A 20,876-nucleotide genomic window follows, 5' to 3' on the forward strand; every position below is an offset into this window, starting at 1 on the left:
CTGCAATTTTCTTGCAAATGCCCTCCAGGGGATTGTGATGCCCGATTCACTCAATACGGTTTTGACGTCTGCCAATGTAGCGGTACCCCCGGTTGCCCGCGTGGGCGATTCGCTCGCGCAGGTGGCAACGCCTTCCTTGCTGCTCGACCTCGACGCCTTCGACGCGAACGTCGCCCGCATGGCGAGTGCCGCCGCCGTGCGGGGTGTCGCGGTGCGTCCGCACGCCAAGGCGCACAAGTCCGTCACGATTGCGCGAGCGCAGATCGCGGCGGGCGCCGTCGGCATCTGCTGTCAGAAGGTCACGGAAGCGATTCCTTTCGTCAATGCGGGGATCGGCAACATCCACATCAGCAATGAGTTCGTGGGTGAAGCGCGCGTGGCGCTCGTCGTGGAGATGGCGTCGCGCGTCACGCTGTCCGTCTGTGTGGACGACGTACGTCAGGTCGCGCCGCTCGGTAAGGCGGCACAGCGCGCCGGTGTGCGTATCGCGGTGCTACCTGAGGTCGACGTGGGGCAGGGGCGTTGCGGGGTGGATTCGACGGACGCCGTGGCGCAATTGGTCGATGCCATCGATCATTACGAAGGGCTGCGCTTTGGCGGGTTGCAGGCGTATCACGGCAGTGCGCAACACATCGATAGCTGGGACCGGCGTCGTGACGCGGCGCGGCTTGCCGCCGACCGCGCGTCGACCTACGTGCGCTTTCTCGAGGCACGCGGGATTGCCTGCCCGGTGGTGACGGGCGGCGGCACGGGCACGGCCGAGTTCGATATCGAGAGTGGCGTCTATACCGAGATTCAGCCCGGCTCGTATGTGTTTCTCGACGGTCACTACGGCTCGCTCGAGTGGCGCGACGAGTGGCGCTTCCGCCATGGCCTGTTTCTCGCGTCGACGGTCATGAGCACGGCGCGCGCGGGCATCATCGTGTGCGATGCGGGGCTCAAGAGCGTGGCGACGGATTCGGGGCTGCCGCGTTTCTGGTCGTCGCAACAGGCGGGCAAGCCGTACTATCGCACAGCGTCGGATGAGCATGGCGTGCTTGAGCTGGGGGCTTCCGGCGAGGACAGCGCACCGTGGCTCGGCGAGCCAATTCTGCTCGTGCCTGGGCATTGCGATCCGACAGTCAATCTCTACGATCGGTATGTGGCCGTAAGGCATGGCCGTGTCGAAGGGCTGTGGCCCATCGAAGCGCGCGGCCTGAGTCAGTGAAGGCTAACGGCGTCGAAAAATTTTCGCGCAGGGGGCTTCACAACTTTCGAAAACCACGTTATAGTCTCGTTTCTTCGCCGTACGGGGGTATAGCTCAGCTGGGAGAGCGCTTGCATGGCATGCAAGAGGTCAGCGGTTCGATCCCGCTTACCTCCACCAAAACGGAAGACTTTATGTCCCCTTCGTCTAGAGGCCTAGGACATCACCCTTTCACGGTGAGTACAGGGGTTCGAATCCCCTAGGGGACGCCAGATTCATCGGCGTGATTCTCGGAAATGTCCGAAAACACGACGACAATCGGTTGTCGACAAACGCGCTTGGCTTCACCGCCAAGCGCGTTTTGTTTTTTCCGCGACGGAATTCTCTTCTCGGCGTGGCATGGCAGGCGGCGTCCTGTGCCGCATATCCTCATGCGTCTCGCTTAGCGCACCGGCGAACTCGCTGTTTTGCCCACGACGGTTTTCCACGGCCGCACGCGCCACGCCTTCACCAGACCATTCACGACATACGGATCGGCTTTTGCGAACGCTTCGGCCGCTGCGGGAGATTCGCCTTCAAAGAGCAATGCCGCCGCGTCTACGGGGGATTCGAGCGCACCGGCGAGCAGCAGTTCACCGCGATCGGCAGCTTGCCAGGCGAGCGCCAAATGGGCGTTACGGTATTGGGCACGACGCTCGAGATAATCGTCGACGAGGTCGTAAGTGAGCAGGTAATGCATGGGGTTGTCTCCTTTGAATTCGCTACGGTATCGACGGCGTACCCCTGCATTATCGGTAAAACGCCGACGGTGGTACGCCGAAATGACGCTTGAACATGGCGGCAAACGCGCTCTGGCTTGCATAGCCGTGATCGAGCGCGACATTCACGATTTTCTCACCCCGCGCGAGCGCTTCCAGGGCCTGAAGCAGGCGGGCTTGTTGACGCCAGCGGCCGAACGTCATACCCGTCTCCCGGGCAAAGCGTCGCTGGAAGGTCTTCGCCGACAGGCCGGTGTCGCGAGCCCAGTCGTCGATGGTTGCGTCGTCGCATGGGGCCTGCATCAGGCGGTCGCATGTGCGCGCCAAACGCGTGTCGCGCGGCCACGGAAGATACAGCGGGAGCACTGGCAGGGCGATCAGTTCGTCGAGCAGCAGACGCATGAGGCGTGCGTCGCGCGAGTCGTCCGCGTAATCGATCGGCACATGAATGGCCGCGAGAATCAGTTCGCGCATGAGTGGCGTGATTTCCACCACGCAACTCTCATTGGGTAAGGGTTCCGTGCCGGGCTCGACGAACACCGTGCGCATCTTGACGTTGCCGCTCATCTGGACCGTATGTTCCAGCCCGGCTGCCAGCCAGACGCCGCGCGTGGGCGGCACCACCCAGCGACCCGACGCCGACGCGATGATCATCACGCCCTCGATGGCGTAGAGCAGTTGCGCGCGGCGATGAGAATGCGACGCGATGAACTCGTTGTGCGCATAGTCGACCGCCATCGCCGCCATTGGCATGGGCGTATTTTCGAAGCGAAGGTGGTCGGTCAAGCGAGTCTCCCGAGGCCGGTGGACGGTGTTCATGAGTGTCCTTTTCAAGACAGGTTATGGAATTTTAGCGTGAGACACCCCATTGCGGCATGCCCGACGATGACGCTTCCTTTTCATACTTGCGGAAAATCGTCATGGGGTACCTCCTGTATCCGCTGGGCGCCATGCTGTTGTGGGCCGGCAATGTCATCGTCTCGAAGCTCTCGGCCACGACCATCGCGCCGTCGGCCATCACGTTCTACCGGCTGGTGCTGGCGCTTGCCGTCATGACGCCATTCGTCATTCGCCCGCTGGCGCGCAACTGGGGGCACATTCGCCCTCAACTGGCGAAACTCGGCTTCCTCGGTTTCCTGAGCATGTCGTTCTATCAGAGCCTGTCGTATCTGGCGGCGCACAGCACGACGGCGACGAACATGGCCATCGTGACGGCCCTCGCGCCGCTGCTCACGTTGCTGTGGAGCGTCGTGCTGCTGCGTGAGCCGCCAACGCTCGGCATGCTCGTCGGTGGCCTGTTGTCACTGGCGGGACTGGTGTATCTGATCGGGCAGGGGCATCCGTCACAACTGCTCGACGGCGGCGTACATCTGGGCGACGTGCTCATGTTGATCGCGTCGGCATCCTACGGGCTGTACAGCGTGTTGCTGCGACGCTGGCACGTGGCCGTGCCGCCTGCGCAGTCGACTTACGTGCAGGCCTGGGCAGCACTCGTGACGATGATCCCGATGCTTGCGCTCGTGCCCGCCGGTCAGGCACAACTCAACACCGCCACGGTGCCGCTGGTGTTGTACGCGGGGCTGGGGGCGTCGATTCTGTTGCCGATCCTCTGGATTCAGGGCATTCGCCATCTGGGGCCGAATCGGTGCAGCATGTTCATCAACGTACTGCCTGTCATGACGGCGGCGATTGCGGTGGTGTTGCTGGGTGAGCGCTTGCACACGTTCCACCTGATCGGCGGCGGTGTGGCGCTTGCCGGGGTGTTCATTGCGCAGCGCTGGCAGCGGCCGTTGCCTGGTTTCGGTACAGCCCCTGAGGCGGCGTAAGCCCGCTGCCGCGCGGCGATGCTGCGGCAGCAAGGGAAGGGGGCTACGCGTTACGAACCACGTACCGCGACCCCGTAAGTGCTCACTATGCGACGGTCCTGCTCTGCTGCGCAGAACGCTTCCCAGAGCAGGCCGTTGCAGTCGGTGCTGCTGGAATATTCGGGGACGCTGTCGTCTTCGAAGCCGATGTGCCGCAGCGTACCGGCTTGCGCGGGCGACTGGTTGATCGAGAAGTTCAGCAGGTCGGTGCGCCACATGGCGTAGGCGCCGGGCACGACCGCCGCAGGCGGCTGACCGAGACGCGTCGAATAGTCTTGAATGGACTCGTCGAGATCGCGCACGGCGAGCGCGATGTGAAAGCGTTTCATGGGGGCTCCTGACATGGGTATGGCAATGCATCGACGCAGGGCGATGTGAGTGCCCGCTCGCGATGCGAGCTATCGAGGTCGATCAGATCGATAGGATCGACGAGGCCTATCCTAGATGTCGTCAGGACGCTCTGCCAGACGGCAGGTTATCCCGGTATCCGGCGTAACTGGATGGCGCGGATGGCCAGCCGATTTCGCTGGCGTCGTGCTGGAATCGAGCCGGCGTCGTGACAGGGGGAGGCGTGAGTGAGCGGGCGCTTACTGGGGGCGCTGGAAGTCGTTCTCGACCCACGCGCGGGCGCTGTTGCGTGAGAGCTTGAACGTGGGTGGCACCTTGACCGAGGCGAGCGTTTCACCGAAGCGGTCGATGGCGCTCAGCATGGCGTACGGATCGTAGTCGTCGGGCACGATGTCGAGCGTGACGTCGATGTCGCCGTCGGGACCGTCGACGCTCACACGTTTGTGCAACTGCGCGCGCAATTGCTGTTCGTGACGCCGCAGCACTTCGTCAGCCGTCTTCACGAGCGTGTGAAACGCGTTGACGTCGAGCGGTTTCGGATTCTTCTTGTCGCGCCCCATCGTCCACGGCCCGACGAGCGCCGGTTCCGACTCCCCATCCCGGTACATGGCGACGGCCCATCCGTCGTCTTCCTCGTTCTTGACGACCTTGGCCGTCCATCCGTCGTCGCGCCACAGGCGATCTTCGTGGATGGCATCGGTGTCGTCGGTCGGATGAAGGTCGGTGGAGGTGGCAGTCACTGTCGGAAATCTGGGCTTGGGGAGATGAGTGCGGTATGCGCAAGGCGCGTCGGGACGTGGGCTTGCGAAAGCGGTGATTTTACCGCGTCCGGCCGAGGCGCGGACGGGTTCGCCGTATTGCGTAGGGAGACCCGGGCGTCAACGCTTGACCCGCCTGCCGCCGGCGAACGCGTCGGGCGGGCCTCGCTTCGCGCGAAGACGGCGGGCACCGGCAAGTCACTCGTTCGCCACCGCCAGTGCGATGAGCAATACCACCGGCAGCATCACGCACCAGAAGCCCGCGCCGTGATACGCGAAGCCGCCGAAAACGGCTCCGACCGCAAACGCGGCAAGCGCCGGAATCATCTTGCGCAAACGGGCGCGTGCGGCCTTGTCGTCGCCGCAACTGCCGCTTGCCAACTCGACCATGTCGATCACGATCTGCGTGGTGTTACCGGTCATGATCGTCGTTGGTGCGAGGTCGGCGAGCACGAGGCGTCCGACGGCGTTCTGGATGGCGAGGGCGGCCACGCCGAACATGCCCGACAGAATTGCGAGCGGTGCGTCTGCCGAGACGATGGGCTGTGCCGCCATGCCCACGATCATGAAGCCGAGCAGCAGTAGCGTCTGCACCGCGAGCAGCAGGCGCAGCGGTCGGCGCTCGGTGCGCGAAAAGCCTTGCACGACCAGCTTCACGAGCGCGACGAAGACAACGAACACGGGCAGCGCCAGCAGTTTGGCCAGCACGCCCACATGCGTGCTGGCGACCAGTTGTACGCCGATCATCACGAAGTTGCCGGTCACATGCGCGGTGAAAAGCCCGAAGAGTGCAATGAAGCCCACGACGTCGATGTAACCCGCCACGAACGCGAGCGCCATGCCGATGGCGGCCGGTTTGGAAAAATGACTGACCCATGCGCGGGCGAAACTGGAGGCCTCGGTCGGTGTGGGGATGTGGCGCGGGGTACCCATGATGGCTCCTCTGACGACTGCTGTTGTGTGGATCTTGTCCCTGTGGAGCGGCGTGCGGGAGCGGCTCCGGGCGCTGATGGAGCATATCATCGCCCCGTGACGGGCGGCGTTGCACCGACCCGCTATACTTCGGCATGCTACTGGGCGCCATTGCTGCCTGACGACGCCCCGTCTTGCCTCATCCCCTACCCATTCGACGTGTCGAGGGACTGAATGGCCATGAGCGTTTCGCTGACCCCATCGCATTCGCGCACCGAGGCGGCGCTGTTCGCGTCGCTATTGCGCGCGAATGCGACGCCCGAGCGCGTGGCGCGTCTGGGGCTCTCGGGCGCGGCAATGGCAGCGTTGCTGCGTCGCCATTTCGCACCGGTGCCCCAGGCGTGGCACGCACTCGCGGCCGATTTGCCGACGCCCGCCTGGGCATCGCACGCCACCTTCGTCGCGGAGATGCGCGAGATGCTGCGCCGCCGGGCCGATCCGATCCTGCACCCGGCGGATGCGGCCGATATGGCGACGATTCTCGCCACGGCGTGTCTGCGTCCCGATCATCTGTGGCGAGACCTCGGCCTGACCGGTCGTGAAGATGTGACGGCCCTGCTCACGCATTGCTTCCCGTCGCTGGTGATTGAGAACACCGCCAACCTGCGCTGGAAGCGCTTCCTCGCCGAGGCGTGGGCCAGAGCGTATGGCCGTGCGCCCGCACCCGCGCCGGGATGTCCGGGGTGCGAGGCTTACGGCGAATGCTTCGCGCATTTGCGCCCGGCGAGCGCTCCTGTCGAGTTTCCGTAAGCCGTCCGGTGCACGGCGAGAATTCCCGGGCGCTGATAGCATGGGCGTCTGCGCGACTTGTGCGCATTACCCGCAACGCCATCCCCCCGAGGAGTTTCATGATGTCGATTTCACTCTATCGCGCCACCATCCCCGTCTATCTACGTGGTCTGACCGTGATGGCCGACTACATCAAGACGGCCCGTGCCCATTGCGAGGCGAAGTCACTCGACCCGCAAACGATTCTGAAAGCGAAGCTCGCCCCCGACATGCTCGACTTCGTCGCGCAGGTGCAGCGCGTGAGCGACACGGCGAAGTTTGCCGTGGCTCGGTTCACGGGCGTGGAGTCGCCGAAGTTCGACGACAACGAGACGACCTTCGATCAATTGCGTGATCGCATCGCAAATACCGAGGCGTTCATTGCCGGTATGCTCGAAGACCGCTTCGACGGCGCCGAATCGCGCCAGATCACGCTGAAGTTCAAGGAATATCAGACCACGATGGATGCGGTCGATTATCTGTTCAAGTTCGCGCTGCCGAACTTCTATTTCCACGTGACGACCACGCACGACATCCTGCGTGCACAAGGGGTGGACGTGGGCAAGAAGGATTATCTCGGCCCGTACGAGATGGAAAAGATCTGACTTGCGCGATGTACGATGCGCGGCGGCGCGGCGGCGCGGCGGCGCGGCGGCGCGGGGGCCCGGAGGCTCCCGCACGTTAGCGCGTGGCGATGGGGAGGTACATGCGCAGTTCGTCCTGGAAACCGTTGCCGGCGCGCATGGCGTCGGGCTCGCGCCCGATTTCGACGAAGCCGAACGATTGATAAAGCGCGATCGCAGGGCGATTGTCGGCGCTCACTTGCAAGGTGACGTGACGTAGCCCCGGCTGCGAGCGCGCGAGCGCGAGCGCCGCTTCGACCAGCGCACGCCCGACGCCGCGCCCCGCTGCGTCCGAGTGCACATACATTCCCCACAAAAAGCCGACGTGCGCGAAGTTCGTGCGCTCCCCGCGTCCCAGACCCAGCACGCCAATCAGCCGTTCGTTCTCGAACGCGCCGAAGACACCGCCATCGGTGCGCGCCACCAGCCGTTCACGCACCCGTTCGACCGGCAAGTCCTTCTCTTCCTCGTAAGTCGATCCGAACGCCTCGGGGTGGGCTTGCAGACCTGCGAGCCGCAATGCCTGAAATGCGAGCGCATCGCTCGGCACGAGACGCCGCACGTCGACGGATGGCGCCCGCGAATTCATGGCAGACGAGGCTCCATCATTGCAAGTACGGTACGCGCCGCTTCTTCCGACGAGGCGGGATTCTGGCCCGTCACGAGCCGTCCGTCCCCGACCACATGCGATTGCCAGTTGCCGGCTTTCTCGTACAGACCCCCCAGACGTTTGAGTTCGTCTTCGACGAGGAACGGCACCACATCGGTGAGGCCGACCGCCGCCTCTTCGGCGTTGGTGAAACCGGTCACATGACGGCCACGTACGAGCGGCTCGCCGTTCTCGCTGCGCACCTGTCGCAGCACTCCCGGTGCGTGACAGACGAAGCCGGTCGCCTTGCCCGCGCGCTCGAAGGATTCGATCAGATGGATGGAGTTCGGGTCTTGCGCCAGATCCCACAGCGGGCCGTGGCCGCCGGGGTAGAAGAGGGCGTCGTAGTCGGTGGCTTTGACGTCGGCCAGCCGGAGGGTGTTGGCAAGCGCCTTCTGGGCCTCGGGATCTTCACGAAAGCGCCGCGTTGCGTCGGTCTGCGCATCGGGCTCGTCGCTCTTCGGATCGAGCGGCGGCTGACCGCCTGCGGGGGATGCCAACGTGACATCCAGCCCTTCGTCGATGAATACGTAGTAAGGCGCGGCGAATTCTTCGAGCCAGAAGCCGGTCTTCTTGCCCGTGTCGCCAAGGCGGTCGTGCGAGGTCAGAACCATCAGGATGTTCATGAGATGTCTCCCTGTCGAGTCGGCCATGCGGCACATTCTACCTGTCATGCGACGCGCTCGCAGGTGTCGGCAAGCGGTGCGACAGGTTTCCGGCCCGGTGTCGCGCCACAGGCCGCTTGTGAGCCGGATTCACAGAAAACCGCAATCGAATTCGATTTGCGCGGCGTTGGACGTCCGCTATGCTTGTGCGGATGCGGGCGCTGCCCGTCGCATGACAACCGAACCGATCACATGAGCACCGGCAGAGACTGCCGACCACAGGAGCAAGACATGCAATTGATTGGAATGCTGGATTCCCCGTACGTGCGCCGCACGGCGATCTGTCTGAAGCTGCTGGGGTTGCCGTACGAACATCGCTCGCTGTCCGTCTTTCGAACGTTCGACGAATTCTCGACGATCAACCCGGTCGTGAAAGCCCCGACACTTGTGACCGACGACGGCACGGTGCTCATGGACTCGACGCTCATCCTGCAATACGCCGAGACGCTGGTCGAACCGGCGCGGCGGCTCGTGCCCGTCGACCCCGCCGAACACCTGCGCGCGTTGCGCCTCACGGGGCTGGCACTGGCGGCATGCGAGAAGTCGGTGCAACTGGTGTACGAGCGCGAGCTGCGCCCGAGCGAGAAGCGCCACACGCCCTGGACGGATCGCGTTCGCAAACAGGTGCACGCGGCGTTCCGCGAACTGGAGACCGAACTGGCGCGCAAGCCCGTGCTGGCGACGCCGGACGGTATCGGCGAGCATGGTGTGGCGATTGCCGTGGCGTGGCGCTTCCATCAATTGATGTTGCCGGAAATCGACTTCGGCAACGACTTTCCGGAAGTCGCCAAGTTCTCCGCGCAGGCCGAGGCGCTGCCTGCATTCCGGGAAACGCCGCCGCTCTGATGCGGATGGCCGGAGCGCAGGGCCGGTGCAGGGAGGGGAGGGATGGGCGGTGCCGGACGATTCACCGTCCGGCACGCAGCATCAGTTCTTGAGCCGGTAGCCTGTCTTGAACATCCAGGCAACGATGGCGAGGAAGACGGCAAGGAAGACGATCGTCATGCCGAGACTGACACCCACGCTCACGTCTGCCAGCCCGTAGAAGCTCCAGCGAAAACCGCTGATGAGATACACGACCGGATTGAACAGCGTGACCGTGCGCCAGAACGGCGGCAGGATGCTTGTCGAATAGAAGCTGCCGCCGAGGAACGTGAGCGGCGTGATGATGAGCAGCGGCACCAGTTGCAGCTTCTCGAATCCGTCGGCCCAGATACCGATGATGAAGCCGAGCAGGCTGAACGTCACGGCGGTGAGCACCAGAAACAGCACCATCCAGAGCGGATGCTCGATGCGCAGCGGCACGAACAGCGCGGCGGTGCCGAGCATGATGACACCGAGAATGATCGACTTGGTCGCCGCGGCCCCCACATACGCCACCACGATCTCCATATACGACACGGGCGCGGAGAGTACCTCGTAGATCGTGCCGGTAAATCGTGGGAAATAGATGCCGAACGAGGCGTTCGTCACGCTCTGCGTAAGCAGCGAAAGCATGATGAGGCCCGGCACGATGAACGCGCCGTACGGCACGCCCTCGATCTCGGGAATGCGCGAGCCGATGGCTGCGCCGAACACCACAAAGTAAAGCGACGTCGAGATGACGGGCGAGATGATGCTCTGCATCAGCGTGCGACGCGTGCGAGCCATCTCGAAGTTGTAGATCGCCCTGACGGCGTAGAAATTCATGGCGCGGCTCATCCTTCTTTTTTGTGTACGAGCGAGACGAAGATGTCTTCGAGCGAGCTTTGCGTCGTGTGCAGATCCTTCACCGAGAGACCGGCATGCTCCATGTCGCGCAGCAGGGTCGCGATGGAGGTTTGCTCGATATTGGCGTCGTAGTTGAAGGCAAGTTCGGTGCCGTTGTTGCCGAGCGCAAGGCCGTAGCGGGCCAGCGATTCGGGCACGGCAGACAATGGCTCGGCGAGTTGCATCGTGAGCTGCTTGCTGCCCATGTGCCGCATCAGCTCGGTCTTCTCCTGCACGAGCGTGATCTGACCGCCGGTGATGATGCCCACGCGGTCGGCCATTTCCTCGGCTTCTTCGATGTAGTGCGTGGTGAGGATCACGGTGACGCCGGTCTCGCGCAGCGATTGCACGAGACGCCACATGTCGCGGCGCAGCTCGACGTCGACACCCGCCGTGGGCTCGTCCAGGAACAGCACGCGCGGTTCGTGCGAGAGCGCCTTGGCGATCAGCACGCGTCGCTTCATGCCGCCCGAGAGCTGCATGATGCGACTGTCCTTCTTCTCCCACAGCGAGAGCGAGCGCAGCACCTTTTCGATGTATGCGGGATTCGCGGGCTTGCCGAACAGGCCACGCGAGAAAGAGACGGTGGCCCACACCGATTCGAACGAGTCGGTGGTCAGTTCCTGCGGTACGAGGCCGATGGCTTCACGCGCGGCGCGGTAGTCCGTGACGATGTCGTGACCGTCGACGGTGACCGTGCCCGAGGTTGGGCGCACGATGCCGCAGATGGTACTGATGAGGGTCGTTTTGCCGGCACCGTTCGGGCCGAGCAGGGCGAAGATTTCGCCGCGCTGGATTTCCAGGTTGATGTTCTTGAGTGCCTGGAAGCCGGTCGCGTACGTCTTCGACAGATTCTGGATTGAGATCACGGATGGCATGGCGGCGACGATAGCACAGGCGTGCGGAACTTGTTGGGTAGGCTGCGCAGGCAAAAGAACGGCGGGCATCGGGGGGTGTCGTCTGTCCCCGCATGCCCGCCCGCAGGCAGCCAAGCAACCGCGTTGGCCCCCGGTGCATCCTGAATCTTTAGCCCTTCGGCATTTCCTTCGGCACGATCACCATCCAGTTCATGCCGAAGCGATCCTTGACCATGCCGAACGTCTTTGCGAAGAAGGTCTCGGCGAGCGGCATGTTGACTTCACCGCCGTCCGCGAGGGCGTTGAAGGCCTTTTCGGCCGCGCCCACTTCCGTAAAGTCGACCGACAGCGAGAAGCCGTCGAACTTGGGCTTGCCGCTCACCCTGCCGTCCGAGGCCATCACCATCGATTCGCCGATGGTGAATTCGCCGTGCATGATCTTGTTCTCGCTTCCCGGCGGGAGCATCCCCTCCGGGCAACGCTCGGGGCTCTCGCTGTAGCGCATGAGCATGCCGCGCTTCGCCCCCAGCGTTTTCTCGTAAAACGTAATGGCTTCTTCGCAACGACCTTCAAAAAACAAATAGGAATGGACTTGCATGGAGCGCTCCTCTCGATGTCTTAAAAAGGGGCATGACGACGCCCCGGCAGGAAAGTGCTAAGGCGCGAACGACATGGGTACCGAGGCATGCTCATGCACCACACGCCAACGGCCTTGTGTCTTGCGATAGCACACCGTCGCACGCACGGTGGCGCCGTATGTCTGTCCGTCGGCACCGGTGTTGCGCACGATATTCACGCTGTGGCTGAACGCCAGATCGCCGGCGTGCTCGAGATGCCATTGCGTGACTTCGAAATGGATCGGCCCGGCCGTATGGCCGAACCAACCCTCGAGCAAACGGCGATACGCCTCAAGGCCGCGATGCTCGACAGGCGGCATCACGTCGAACACCACGACATCGGGGTCGTAATGATCGAGCAATGTGCCGACCTTCTTGTTGCGCACGGCGTCGAGCCATGCCGCATTGATCGCACAAATGGCCGCTTCGTCGCCATGTGCCGGATATGTCTCCACCATAGTGCCTCCTCCCGTGTTGCGCTGATATGTCGCGCTGCAACTTGCCTTTGTGGACAGTGTACACAAACAATAGCAGACATAATGGACACTGTCCACAAGGAGTTGTCATGACAGAACAAGACGCAGCGACCGGGCCGGCACGCACGACATACCGGCATGGCGACCTTCGCCGGGCGTTGCTGGAGGCGGGGATAGCGCTGGCACGCGATGGGGGGCCGGACGCTGTGATTCTGCGCGAGGCCACGCGTCGCGCCGGGGTGGTGCCCAATGCGGCGTATCGTCATTTTGCGAATCGTCAGGATTTGCTCGATGCTGTGCGCTCGGCGGCGTTGGCCGAACTGGCGCTGGCGATTGAGCACGAGATGGCGGCACCGGGGATGGCGGCGCTCGACGCCGCCGGCCGTGCCCGTGCGGGCTTGCGGGCTGTCGGCATTGGCTATCTGCACTTTGCGCGTGCGCAGCCGGGGCTGTTCCGTACGGCGTTTGCACCGTCGGAGAATGTGCGTTCGGCGGCGACGCCGGAGAAAGCGGGAACGAGCGGGCTCAATCCCTTCCAGCTTTTGGGGGCGGCACTCGACGGGATGGTTGCCGCCGGCATTATCGGCGCGGCGCAGCGGCCCGGCGCGGAGTATCTGGCGTGGGCCGCCGTGCATGGCCTGGCGGTGCTGGTGATCGACGGCCCGCTGCGCGATCTGCCCGGCGATCAGGTCGACGTGCTGGGGCAGCGGCTCGTCGCCATGGTCGAGCGCGGGCTGTAGACGCCCAAGTGCGGGGCGCGTCCCCGCCGCCTCAGAGATGGGTCAGACGGGGTGTCAGCAAGTCGGTGAGCCAGTTCATGAACGCGTGTACGCGCCGCGGCAAGTGACGCCGGTTCGCATAGAGCAGCGTCACGGCCAACGGCTCTGCCTGATGCTCGGGCAGCACTTCCTGGAGCGCGCCGATGGCCAAATGCTCGCGCGCGCCGCTCTCCGGCGCCTGAATCAGCCCGAGCCCGGCGAGGCACGCCGCCTGATAGGCGTCGGCATTGTTCACGGTGAGCACGCCTTCCATCGGCCATTGCGTGTAGCGCTCGCCATCGAAGTACTCCCAGCCGACCGGGCGAGTGCCCAGTGTCGTCGTGTAGTGAATCAACTGATGCTTGCGCAGATCGTCGAGCGTGTGTGGCACGCCGTAACGTTCGAGGTAGGCCGGGCTTGCGACGTTGATCTGACGCATGTGACCGAGCGGACGCGCAATCAGCGTCGAGTCTGCGATGGCACCCACGCGCAACACGCAGTCGAACCCTTCGCGCACGAGGTCGACGCGCCGGTCGGTGCTCGACAATTCCACGCGTAGCGCCGGGTGCTGTGCCAGAAACCCGGGCAATTGCGGAATGACGGTCGTACGCGCGAGCGTGGCGGGCAGATCGATGCGCAGGCGGCCCGTGAGTGCTTCGTCGCGCGCGGCGAACATCGTCTCCCACTCTTCCATGTCGGCGAGCAAATCCATGCATCGCTCGAGACACGCCTGACCGTCCTGCGTGAGCTGCACACGCCGGGTGGTCCGATGCAGCAGGCGCGTGCCCAACTTGGCTTCGAGTTGCTTGATGGCGTTGGAAACGCTGGCGCGCGGCAGGCCGAGACTGTCGGCGGCCTGCGTGAAGCTGCCCGTTTCGGTGACGCGCACGAAGATGCGCATGGCGTCGAGCTGATGCATGGAGAGAGAGGATCGGCGCGTTGATCGGCCGATCCATTGTTATTTGAATTTGATCAGTTTAATCAAATTAGACGGGTTTATTGGTTAAATTCGTTGCAATAGCATGTTGAACATATCGCAGCACCTGAAGCGCTCTGTCGGCAATCGATGACCAAGCGCGCAGGCGAGAGCCGGCAGGTGCGGGGATGAAACGGCCCGGATAGAACGGGCAGCCGACATTGTTCGACGGGGTGCTGCCAGCGTGCACTGCCCTCAGCATTCAGGAGAATTACCATGACCCGCAAAATCGTTCTCATCACCGGTGGCAGCCGCGGCCTGGGCCGTGCTTCGGCACTGGCTGCCGCCCGTCGCGGTATCGACGTCATCCTCACCTATCGCAGCCAGCACGCAGAAGCCGATGCGGTCGTGGCCGAGATCGTCAAGCTTGGGGCGAATGCCGTGGCGCTGCCGCTCGACGTGTCGGACGCGTCGCAGTTCGCCTCGTTTGCTGCAGAGATCAAACGCGTGTTGAGCGACGTGTGGAAGCGCGACACGTTCGACTTCCTGCTCAACAATGCCGGCACGGGCTTGCACAGCGCATTTGCCGAAACGACGCAAGCTCAGTTCGACGACCTAGTGCGTGTTCATCTGAAGGGGCCGTACTTCCTGACGCAGGCGTTGCTGCCGCTGATCGCCGACGGCGGGCGCATTCTGAACGTGTCGAGCGGTCTGGCACGCTTCTCGCTGCCGGGCGCTTCGGCCTACGCGATGATGAAGGGCGGTATCGAGGTGTTCTCGCGCTATCTGGCGAAGGAACTGGGGGCGCGCGGCATTCGGGCCAACACCGTCGCGCCGGGGGCCATCGCCACGGATTTCAACGGCGGTACGGTGCGTGACAATCCGGGCGTCAATCAGATGGTCGCGGCGAATACGGCACTCGGCCGCGTGGGCGAGGCTGACGATATCGGCGGCATGGTGGCGGCACTGCTGGCAGAGGAGACGGGCTGGATCAACGCCCAGCGCATTGAAGCGTCGGGCGGTATGTTCGTCTGAGGGGCGAGGGCATCAGTGAGGGCTGCGGCGCGAGCGCATCGAACCGGACCAGGCGACGGCACCGACGATGCACACGCCACCCACCGCCATCTTGAGCGTGGGCGAGGTGCCGAACAGCACCCAGGCGAAGGCAATGGCATACACCGGTTCGAGGGCGATGACGACTGCCGCCCGACTGGCTTTGACCGTGCGCAGTGCGTGAATGAAAAGGGTGTACGCCAGCGCGGTACAGACAACGCCAAGGCACGCGAGCCATCCCCATTGGGGGGCGGGCAGTGTGAGTGCCTCGCGCCATGCAAACGGGCCGAGCACGAGAAGGATGCCCAGGCACTGCCACCAACTGGCCTGCAACGGCGACGCTTGCGCACCCAGCACACGATTGGACAGCGCGATTACTGCGTAGATGGCGCCGGAAAGTACGCCCCATGCGAGGCCCACTGTGGCGCCTGCCTGCCAGTCGAACGCCGGTGTGACGAGCGCCAGTCCGATGCACACGAGTCCGATGACCCAGGCGTCGCCAAGCGTTGGACGTTCGCGGCGCAGGGGCCATTCGAGCAGGATCACGAACGCGGGGAAGCACGCGAAACCGAGCGTGCCGACGGCGACGCCGCCCGCTTTGATCGCGAGGAAGAAGGCGAGCCAGTGCACGGCGAGCAACACGCCAGCCACGATGAGTCGCAACGCCGATGCGCAGGAAAGTCCCCGCCACGGTGCCCCGCCTGAGAGTCGTGACGCGCTGCGCATGCCCGCCAGCCCGGCAAGGGCGATGGCGCTCAGCGCAAGCCATGAGAAGAGGCCGCGACCGAAGACGATCAGGGTGCTGCTCGCGGCGATGTGTTCGCCGAACAGTGCCGACGCGCCGAACAACATCGCTGCGACATGCAGTGCGATCTGCTGGCGGGCCCCGCCATGCGGGGGCTGGCCGGCTTGGGGTGTCGCGGGTTTGCCGGCAGCGGCCGCCTCAGGCATCGCCTGAGGTGTCCGGCACCGGGACTGCCGTGGTGTACATGACCTGCTTGAGCGCGAAGCTCGAGCGGATGTTGCGGATGCCGGGGATGCGGGACAGACGATCGGTAATCAGCGTTTCGTAAGCGCTCATGTCGCTCACCATGACGCGCAACAGATAGTCGGCGTCTCCCGACATCAGGTAACACTCCATGACGTTCGGCAGTGCGGTGACGGCTGCTTCGAAGGCATCCAGGCGGTCACGATTCTGGTTCTCGAGCGTGACGTGGATGAAAACGTTGATATGCAGCCCGAGCCGGGACGGGTCCAGCAGCGTGACGCGCTGGCGAATATAGCCCGCCGCTTCGAGCGCCTTCACGCGCGCCAGACAGGGCGACGGCGAAAGGCTGACTCGCGAGGCGAGTTCCACATTGGTGAGGCGGGCGTCGGCTTGCAGCTCCCGCAGAATCTTCAAATCAATGGCGTCGAGTTCCATACCACATTGCGCACGCGCCCCGGATGGGGGCCGGCGTTCCAGTCGATTAGCCGCTCGGTAGGCGACAGTGCCGCAATACTAGCTTATTTATCGGTTCGCCAATCGACAGGCATGCTTTCTCGCCAACGACGTGCTTGGCTGCGGTCGCTAAAAAAACGCGGGGCCCACCGATACCGAAAGCGATGCCGAAGGTATCGGTGGGGGAGAGCACGTATCGCAAACGATCAGAACCGATGACGCAGACCCGCGAGCACAGCCACCTGATTCTTCACGCCGGCCCCGGCGGGGCCGAACGCGTTGATGGCGGCCACTGTCGCGTCGCCTGCGGCACGCTGATAGATCACTGACGCATGCAGGTCGGTGCGCTTCGAGAAGTAGTACGCCGCTCCCGCGTCGATCTGATGCCAGCGCGGGCGCGTGCCCGAGGCGAACGACGTCGCCCCCGTACCGGTGTAACCCGATGCGTCGGTAAAGATGTAGCCGATCCCGGCAACGACGGCCGGCGAGAATTGATAACGCGTATTGATTTCGTAGTTGTCGACACGCAAGTCCTGCCCGTTCTGATAACGAAGCCGTGTGTCGGTGAAGACCGCACTCACGCGCGCGTTACCGAAGCTGTAACTGCCGGCGACACCGATGACGTCCTGACGCGAAACGAAGGCCGAGTTGTAGAACAGGCTCGTCGACAACGTGTATTCGTCGCCGATGGCGCCGCCCGGATTGGTCGAGTTGGCCGCCGATGCCGACGGATTGCTCAGATGCAGGAAGGTCGCCGCTGCACCGATCGGCCCGCGCTGATACTGAATACCAAGACCGAGCGCCCGGTTATTCGAGAAGCCGGTGCTGCCGCTGGTCGCGCTCTGATTGCTGAACGCGTACAGGGCGCCGAGCGTGAGGCCCGCCATCGGTGAGTATTCGTACTTCACAGACTGGTTCAGCCGGAACGTCGAGAAGGTGTTGTCGACGTCGCCGATGTGAGCGCCGTAGATGCTGCCGAACTGTGTCCACGATTCGAACGGCGACAGATAGACGAAGCCGAACTCGTACTGGCGTCCGAAGGTGAGGGTGCCCCAGCGCGGATTCGACAGACCGGCAAATGCTTGCCGTCCGAACATGCGCCCGCCTTGACCGAGTGATCCGGTGATGCCGCTGAAACCGTTCTCGAGCGTAAATATGGCCTTGTTGCCATCGCCGAGATCTTCGCTGCCCGTCAGACCGAAGCGGTCGCCGCTGCCGAAGCCGGTGGCCAGGCCCACACGGCTCGCGCCCTTGCCGCCGACCGCAGACGCGACGTTGTTGGTATAGCTGATGCCGTTGTCGATGATGCCGTAAAGCTGAACCGAGCTTTGTGCGAGGGCGGGCAGTGACGTAATGGCGAGGGAAATGCTCAGCAAGGCCCGGGTCGAAGTACGGGCGGATCGGCGTTTGTGCAAACGCGGGGACGAGAAGGGCCGTCCCGCGCGCGAATGGCGTTGGATCATGTTGTCTCCAGAATGTCTTGTAATGATTAGGCGGTGTCTTGTGTTCCCTGGCAGGCTCAGATCAACCAGGTCAACTTTTTGCGGCCGCCGAGGCCGGGTGCGGCCCCGCGCCGTCGTCCGGGTTGGCACGGCGTGTCGTGCGCCCCAGCACGAGCGCCAGCAACACGACGACAGCCACCGGCACGGCAGCCGCGACGAACAGCGTCGACACCGGTAGCGAGAGCGAGAGCAGCAGGCCGCCGATCATCGGCCCCGAGATGGACCCGACCTTGGCCACGCCGATGGCGATACCCGTGCCTTTGCCCCGGATCGTACTGGGGTACACGGTCGGTGCCACGGCGTTCAGACCTGACTGCGTCCCGGCCACGCAAAATCCCACGAGAAACACCGCGGCGGTCAGCAGCATGGCGGGCATGCCACTGCCTAGCAGGGCAACGAGCGGGCATCCGAAGAGCGGCAGAAACACGATCATGCGGGCGCCGTAGCGGTCGATGAAACGCATCAGCGCAAGGCCGCCCGCCGTGCCGCCGATGGAGAACATGGCCGACACCAGCGCGGCTTGTCGTGCGGGCACCCCCACGGCTTCGACCAGGATCGGCAGCCAGTTCTGCAACGCGAACAGAGCCATCGAATTGGCGATGTAGGCGAGCCACAGCACCGGTGTGAGCGTGCGCAGGCGTCCTTCGAACAGCATTGCCCAACGAAACGGCGACGGCGCGGGTTCGTCGCCGGCGTAGAAGCGAGTGGACGTATCCACATTGGCCGCCGGATCGATTTTGCGCACCAGTCGCACGACCTCTGCGGGACGCCAGCCCTTGAGCACGAGAAAGCGCAGCGACTCGGGCATCACGAGCGCCAGCACGGCCGCCACCGCGAGCGGCGCGATGCCGCCGATCAGGAAGATGACGTGCCATCCGTACGACCCGATGAGCGTGGCCGCGACGGCACCGCCGAGACTCGCGCCGATCGTGTAGCCGGTAAACATGAGCGTCACCCAGGTTGCGCGCAGGCGCTTGGGGGCGAACTCCGAAATGAGCACGAACGCGTTGGGGACGGCGCCGCCGATGCCGATGCCAGCGAGAAACCGCAGAACCAGCAGATGATCGATGGTGGTTGCCTTCACCGTCACCAGTGTGAGAACGCCATACCAAACCGTGCCCCAGAGCAGCGCGCGCTTGCGTCCGTAGCGATCGCCGAGGAAACCGAACAGGATCGAGCCGACCATGATCCCGAACACGTTGATGCCGAAGGCGGGGCCCAGCGCCGCGCGAGGAATCTGCCAGTCTCGCACCAACGATGGGGCCGCATAGGCGAGGGCCGTGAGCTCGTACCCATCAGTGAGCATGAGAATCCAGGCGCAGAAGATCGTCAGAAATGCGAAGCGCCCGGGCTTTTGCGCGTCGATGAGACGCGAAATGTCCATCGTTTGCAGCGTTGCCATGTCTCCTCCATATGCCGAATCGCCCGTGAGCGCCGGCTTCAGGAAACCGGGACGCCGCGCAGATTCGCGTGCGTTCCCGGCAAATGTCGTTATGTAGTCCTGCCGCGATGCTCGCGCTGTTTCATGACAAATGCGGTGGATCGATCCGGTCGACGTTGTCGGCAATTCGCTGGCGCAACGCCGCACGGTCGATGTCGTGAACGCTGCCCGTATCGGCCAGATCGAGCGCGTGCGCGGCGGCGGCGCCCATCGCAATGCACGGCCCCATCACGCGCACGCTCGACAGCGCACTGGAGTCTGCGTCGATGCAGCGGCCCGCGGCCACCACGTTATCGGCGTCGGCAGCGAGCAGGCTGCCCAGCGGCACGGTGTGCAGGTGGTCGTCGCCGAACGGCTGCCACACGTACCCTTCCGGACGATCGTGCAGCTCGATGGGCCAGGCGGTGCGCGCCACCGCGTCGGGGAACGATTTCGCGGCAATCACTTCTTCGGAAGTGAGCGTGTGGGTACCGACGATCCAGCGCGTTTGCCGGATACCCGGCAGCCCGTAGCTGCGAATGCGTGCGTTGCGATACACCTCGGGGTATTCCGCCTTGAGGAATTCGAAGGCGCGGTCTGCCTGGTCGCGCCCCACCAGCGCCGTGTGCGATGCGGCCACCGGCTCCAGCGGCGTTTCGATGTGCGTCATGTTCGCGATACCGATGTTGCGGCCGCGGAAATAGAAGACGAGACCGTCCTTGCGCTCCAGTCCGTAAGTGTTCGCGCGGCTCGCCACGCGTTCCTTGAACTCGGCCTGGGTTGGCGCGTGCGTCTCGTCGAGCCCCTCGATCACGACCATTTGCGTGCCGTGCACGGGCGTGATCGGTTCGCGGCACGACAGTCCGGCGTTCCAGGCAAGCGCTGCGTCGCCGCTGGCGTCCACAAAGCCCTTGGCATCGACGTGCACGTCGCCGTACCGCGTGGCGAGCGTCACGCGCTGCACACGGCGGCCTTCGGTGGCCACATGCCCGATGACGGCGCCGAGAATCACGGTGATCCCCGCGTCGAGAATCTTCTGCTCGATCCAGCGCGAGAGCGCGACTTCGTCGTACAGCACCACCGTCGTGAGCGGGCCTTCCTTGTAGTGCAATGCGCCTTGGACGCCCAGGTCGCGCAGAATGCCGTCGGCGATGCCGTGCGTGACCTGAAAGCGCTTCGGGCCGTTGGAGAACAGCCCGCAGAAGGTGCCGATGATGGAATTGACGGCCTGACCGCCAAGCGAGGGAAGGCTGTCGACGAGAACGACCTTGCGGCCGAGCGCAGCAGCTTCCAGCGCGGCGGAGGTGCCCGAAATACCGGCGCCCACGATGCAGATATCGGCATCGACGTGCCACGCGGGGGTGTGGGTCGCGCGGCGTACCACGCGAGTATTGGTGTCCAATTGCATCTCCAGTAAAGCTAGGTCAGGGAAATAAGACGGGCAACGATTCGCGCATGGCGGGGGCGGAAGCCCCTCGCCATGCGCATGGAAACG

At 64.0% G+C, this 20,876-nt stretch carries 24 protein-coding genes and 2 tRNA genes; 9 read left to right on the forward strand and 17 right to left on the reverse strand.

Annotated elements, in window-relative coordinates:
- Positions 1–37: 37 nt before the first annotated feature.
- The 3 genes from PCO31110_RS18745 to PCO31110_RS18755 all read left to right on the forward strand — a co-directional run bounded on the left by PCO31110_RS18745 (position 38) and on the right by PCO31110_RS18755 (position 1,458).
- Positions 38–1,207 (forward strand): DSD1 family PLP-dependent enzyme, encoded by a 1,170-nt coding sequence (locus PCO31110_RS18745; protein WP_051126199.1) that lies wholly within the window; start codon positions 38–40, stop codon positions 1,205–1,207.
- Between the two features lie 83 nt (positions 1,208–1,290).
- Positions 1,291–1,366 (forward strand) — tRNA-Ala (locus PCO31110_RS18750).
- Between the two features lie 16 nt (positions 1,367–1,382).
- Positions 1,383–1,458: transfer RNA gene (locus tag PCO31110_RS18755), tRNA-Glu, on the forward strand.
- A gap of 170 nt (positions 1,459–1,628) precedes the next feature.
- Here PCO31110_RS18755 and PCO31110_RS18760 read toward each other — a convergent pair.
- Together PCO31110_RS18760 and PCO31110_RS18765 are read right to left on the reverse strand one after the other, a co-directional pair.
- Complete coding sequence (locus PCO31110_RS18760) at positions 1,629–1,925, reverse strand: YciI-like protein (protein WP_010808571.1); 297 nt, start codon at positions 1,923–1,925, stop codon at positions 1,629–1,631.
- Positions 1,926–1,974: 49 nt separating this feature from the next.
- Positions 1,975–2,697, reverse strand: coding sequence for an AraC family transcriptional regulator (locus tag PCO31110_RS18765; protein ID WP_036662167.1), 723 nt, complete (start codon positions 2,695–2,697; stop codon positions 1,975–1,977).
- A 167-nt stretch (positions 2,698–2,864) separates the two neighbouring features.
- Between PCO31110_RS18765 and PCO31110_RS18770 the strand changes: the two genes are divergently transcribed.
- Positions 2,865–3,770 carry a DMT family transporter gene (locus PCO31110_RS18770; RefSeq protein WP_010808573.1) on the forward strand — a complete coding sequence of 302 codons (906 nt, stop codon included), beginning with the start codon at positions 2,865–2,867 and terminating at the stop codon, positions 3,768–3,770.
- A 50-nt stretch (positions 3,771–3,820) separates the two neighbouring features.
- Here PCO31110_RS18770 and PCO31110_RS18775 read toward each other — a convergent pair whose 3' ends face one another.
- From PCO31110_RS18775 to PCO31110_RS18785, 3 genes are all read right to left on the reverse strand, one after another.
- On the reverse strand, positions 3,821–4,138 hold the full coding sequence (locus PCO31110_RS18775; RefSeq protein ID WP_010808574.1) for a VOC family protein: 318 nt from the start codon (positions 4,136–4,138) through the stop codon (positions 3,821–3,823).
- A 258-nt stretch (positions 4,139–4,396) separates the two neighbouring features.
- On the reverse strand, positions 4,397–4,897 hold the full coding sequence (locus PCO31110_RS18780) for a hypothetical protein (RefSeq protein WP_150691128.1): 501 nt from the start codon (positions 4,895–4,897) through the stop codon (positions 4,397–4,399).
- A 216-nt stretch (positions 4,898–5,113) separates the two neighbouring features.
- The gene (locus PCO31110_RS18785; RefSeq protein WP_010808576.1) at positions 5,114–5,848 is read right to left on the reverse strand and encodes a YoaK family protein; all 735 of its coding nucleotides are present in this window, start codon (positions 5,846–5,848) and stop codon (positions 5,114–5,116) included.
- Between the two features lie 219 nt (positions 5,849–6,067).
- On the opposite strand from PCO31110_RS18785, the gene PCO31110_RS18790 reads away from it, so the two are divergent.
- Together PCO31110_RS18790 and PCO31110_RS18795 are read left to right on the forward strand one after the other, a co-directional pair.
- The gene (locus tag PCO31110_RS18790; protein ID WP_174979645.1) at positions 6,068–6,637 is read left to right on the forward strand and encodes a nitrogen fixation protein NifQ; all 570 of its coding nucleotides are present in this window, start codon (positions 6,068–6,070) and stop codon (positions 6,635–6,637) included.
- A gap of 98 nt (positions 6,638–6,735) precedes the next feature.
- Positions 6,736–7,260, forward strand: coding sequence for a DUF1993 domain-containing protein (locus PCO31110_RS18795; protein ID WP_306439166.1), 525 nt, complete (start codon positions 6,736–6,738; stop codon positions 7,258–7,260).
- A 76-nt stretch (positions 7,261–7,336) separates the two neighbouring features.
- Here the strand turns inward: PCO31110_RS18795 and PCO31110_RS18800 are convergent, their stop codons facing one another.
- On the reverse strand, positions 7,337–7,867 hold the full coding sequence (locus PCO31110_RS18800) for a GNAT family N-acetyltransferase (RefSeq protein ID WP_150691130.1): 531 nt from the start codon (positions 7,865–7,867) through the stop codon (positions 7,337–7,339).
- Entirely contained in the window at positions 7,864–8,553 is a 690-nt protein-coding gene (locus PCO31110_RS18805; RefSeq protein WP_150691131.1) for a type 1 glutamine amidotransferase domain-containing protein, read from the reverse strand. Before PCO31110_RS18805 ends, PCO31110_RS18800 begins: the two co-directional genes overlap by 4 nt.
- A 270-nt stretch (positions 8,554–8,823) precedes the next feature.
- Between PCO31110_RS18805 and PCO31110_RS18810 the strand changes: the two genes are divergently transcribed.
- Positions 8,824–9,438 (forward strand): glutathione S-transferase, encoded by a 615-nt coding sequence (locus tag PCO31110_RS18810; RefSeq protein ID WP_010808581.1) that lies wholly within the window; start codon positions 8,824–8,826, stop codon positions 9,436–9,438.
- Between the two features lie 81 nt (positions 9,439–9,519).
- On the opposite strand, the gene PCO31110_RS18815 is transcribed toward PCO31110_RS18810, so the two are convergent.
- From PCO31110_RS18815 to PCO31110_RS18830, 4 genes are all read right to left on the reverse strand, one after another.
- Entirely contained in the window at positions 9,520–10,281 is a 762-nt protein-coding gene (locus tag PCO31110_RS18815) for an ABC transporter permease (protein WP_010808582.1), read from the reverse strand.
- 8 nt (positions 10,282–10,289) lie between these two features.
- Complete coding sequence (locus tag PCO31110_RS18820; RefSeq protein ID WP_010808583.1) at positions 10,290–11,219, reverse strand: ABC transporter ATP-binding protein; 930 nt, start codon at positions 11,217–11,219, stop codon at positions 10,290–10,292.
- Positions 11,220–11,367: 148 nt separating this feature from the next.
- The gene (locus PCO31110_RS18825; RefSeq protein WP_150691132.1) at positions 11,368–11,796 is read right to left on the reverse strand and encodes a VOC family protein; all 429 of its coding nucleotides are present in this window, start codon (positions 11,794–11,796) and stop codon (positions 11,368–11,370) included.
- 57 nt (positions 11,797–11,853) lie between these two features.
- Positions 11,854–12,273 (reverse strand): YybH family protein, encoded by a 420-nt coding sequence (locus tag PCO31110_RS18830; protein ID WP_150691133.1) that lies wholly within the window; start codon positions 12,271–12,273, stop codon positions 11,854–11,856.
- A 107-nt stretch (positions 12,274–12,380) separates the two neighbouring features.
- On the opposite strand from PCO31110_RS18830, the gene PCO31110_RS18835 reads away from it, so the two are divergent.
- Positions 12,381–13,031 carry a TetR/AcrR family transcriptional regulator gene (locus PCO31110_RS18835; RefSeq protein WP_010808586.1) on the forward strand — a complete coding sequence of 217 codons (651 nt, stop codon included), beginning with the start codon at positions 12,381–12,383 and terminating at the stop codon, positions 13,029–13,031.
- Between the two features lie 31 nt (positions 13,032–13,062).
- Here PCO31110_RS18835 and PCO31110_RS18840 read toward each other — a convergent pair whose 3' ends face one another.
- Positions 13,063–13,968, reverse strand: coding sequence for a LysR family transcriptional regulator (locus PCO31110_RS18840; protein ID WP_010808587.1), 906 nt, complete (start codon positions 13,966–13,968; stop codon positions 13,063–13,065).
- Between the two features lie 273 nt (positions 13,969–14,241).
- On the opposite strand from PCO31110_RS18840, the gene PCO31110_RS18845 reads away from it, so the two are divergent.
- Positions 14,242–15,000, forward strand: coding sequence for an SDR family NAD(P)-dependent oxidoreductase (locus PCO31110_RS18845; RefSeq protein WP_010808588.1), 759 nt, complete (start codon positions 14,242–14,244; stop codon positions 14,998–15,000).
- A gap of 12 nt (positions 15,001–15,012) precedes the next feature.
- On the opposite strand, the gene PCO31110_RS18850 is transcribed toward PCO31110_RS18845, so the two are convergent.
- From PCO31110_RS18850 to PCO31110_RS18870, 5 genes are all read right to left on the reverse strand, one after another.
- Entirely contained in the window at positions 15,013–15,969 is a 957-nt protein-coding gene (locus PCO31110_RS18850; protein WP_150691134.1) for a DMT family transporter, read from the reverse strand.
- Positions 15,962–16,441 carry an Lrp/AsnC family transcriptional regulator gene (locus PCO31110_RS18855; RefSeq protein WP_010808590.1) on the reverse strand — a complete coding sequence of 160 codons (480 nt, stop codon included), beginning with the start codon at positions 16,439–16,441 and terminating at the stop codon, positions 15,962–15,964. Before PCO31110_RS18855 ends, PCO31110_RS18850 begins: the two co-directional genes overlap by 8 nt.
- A gap of 224 nt (positions 16,442–16,665) precedes the next feature.
- On the reverse strand, positions 16,666–17,835 hold the full coding sequence (locus tag PCO31110_RS18860) for a porin (RefSeq protein ID WP_036662173.1): 1,170 nt from the start codon (positions 17,833–17,835) through the stop codon (positions 16,666–16,668).
- A 157-nt stretch (positions 17,836–17,992) separates the two neighbouring features.
- A complete protein-coding gene (locus PCO31110_RS18865; RefSeq protein WP_150691135.1) occupies positions 17,993–19,363 on the reverse strand; it encodes an MFS transporter in 1,371 nt (456 codons plus the stop codon).
- A gap of 121 nt (positions 19,364–19,484) precedes the next feature.
- Positions 19,485–20,789: an FAD-dependent oxidoreductase gene (locus PCO31110_RS18870; protein ID WP_150691136.1), complete on the reverse strand. Its 1,305-nt coding sequence runs from the start codon at positions 20,787–20,789 to the stop codon at positions 19,485–19,487.
- Between the last annotated feature and the right edge of the window lie 87 nt (positions 20,790–20,876).

This window comes from Pandoraea communis, from assembly GCF_902459745.1.
In the GTDB taxonomy this organism is placed as follows: Bacteria; Pseudomonadota; Gammaproteobacteria; order Burkholderiales; family Burkholderiaceae; genus Pandoraea; species Pandoraea communis.